Source organism: Vibrio salilacus, from assembly GCF_002811245.1.
GTDB classification, from domain to species: domain Bacteria; phylum Pseudomonadota; class Gammaproteobacteria; order Enterobacterales; family Vibrionaceae; genus Vibrio; species Vibrio salilacus.
Genome location: NZ_NIVQ01000091.1, coordinates 1 through 1032, shown reverse-complemented (window position 1 = coordinate 1032; position 1032 = coordinate 1). Strand labels below are relative to the sequence as shown.

At 39.5% G+C, this 1032-nt stretch carries 1 protein-coding gene; it reads left to right on the top strand.

The window, feature by feature from the left end; all coding sequences use genetic code 11:
• Nucleotides 1–195: 195 nt before the first annotated feature.
• A complete protein-coding gene (locus CDZ87_RS16930; protein WP_157806500.1) occupies nucleotides 196–867 on the top strand; it encodes a hypothetical protein in 672 nt (223 codons plus the stop codon).
• Nucleotides 868–1032: the final 165 nt, after the last annotated feature.

Sequence of the window (1032 nt, the reverse complement as noted above, 5' to 3'; positions counted from 1 at the left end):
ATGCAGTTCTTTGCCAAATAAATCAGTCATTTGTGGTAAAACATAACAAACAATTTAAGCTGATTCGCAACGCTCGGCGCTTTCGGTTTCAATCTGTTTAGTGATTACGGTGAAGTGTTTGAGTAAGGTGGCAGCGTTACTCACAACTTAATTGGGCGTTATAAGCACAATCAAGTTTCATTACAGGAGGGGCAAGTGGGAAATATGCAGTTAAGTCAAAGTGATCCTAATGCGCAAGTCGAATTGTTAATTCAAAAGTATGGCGACAGTCCATGGGTAAAGTCGATAGTGGCCTCTTTACCCATGGTAGGAGCATTTGTAGATTCTCATTTTAACTCAATGGCTAATGAGATTTATCAACGCCGTATTGAGTCTCTTTTTAGTGAACTTCACCAAGAGATACAGTTTCTTAACAGTAGAAAAATAGACGAACAATTTCTGGCTTCAGAAGAGTTTTTCGATTTGGCACAAAATGCTTTTAGTCGTGTCATAAGAATTTCAGATATTGAACGTACTTCTACAATAGCCAGAATCATCGCGGAAAGCATAACTGGCAACCCACCATCGAACATACCATCTTTTGATTTAATAAACGTTATTGGTGAAATGTCGCCATCAGAAGCTCTTATGTTTGGTGAGGTCGGAAAAATCTACATGCATCATCGAGACAAGCTATCAGGTTCAGAAAATACACTGTTTGCGGTTGACGATGTCGTTGATTTACTGCCAACTGAGCTTAAAGTAAACGCCTCGTTTCTTTGTGCTAGGTTAGAGTCTAAAGGTCTTTTGGGCTCAATATTCGATAACTATTGCTTGGAACCTGCTGGTGAAGAACTACTTAAATATTTCAAGTCACAGTGCTTATAACAAACTGTTCAAGAGGGATTCGCAACGCGTGGCATTTTCACTATGCGTTGGTTTAAGTGATTAAGGTGGTATGCGGCGGCTTTAGTATTGCGTTGCTCACCCCTTAACAGGGCGTTATGTTTACTTGTATTTCAGTGGCTTAAAGTTTCTTCGATCTATGTTCTT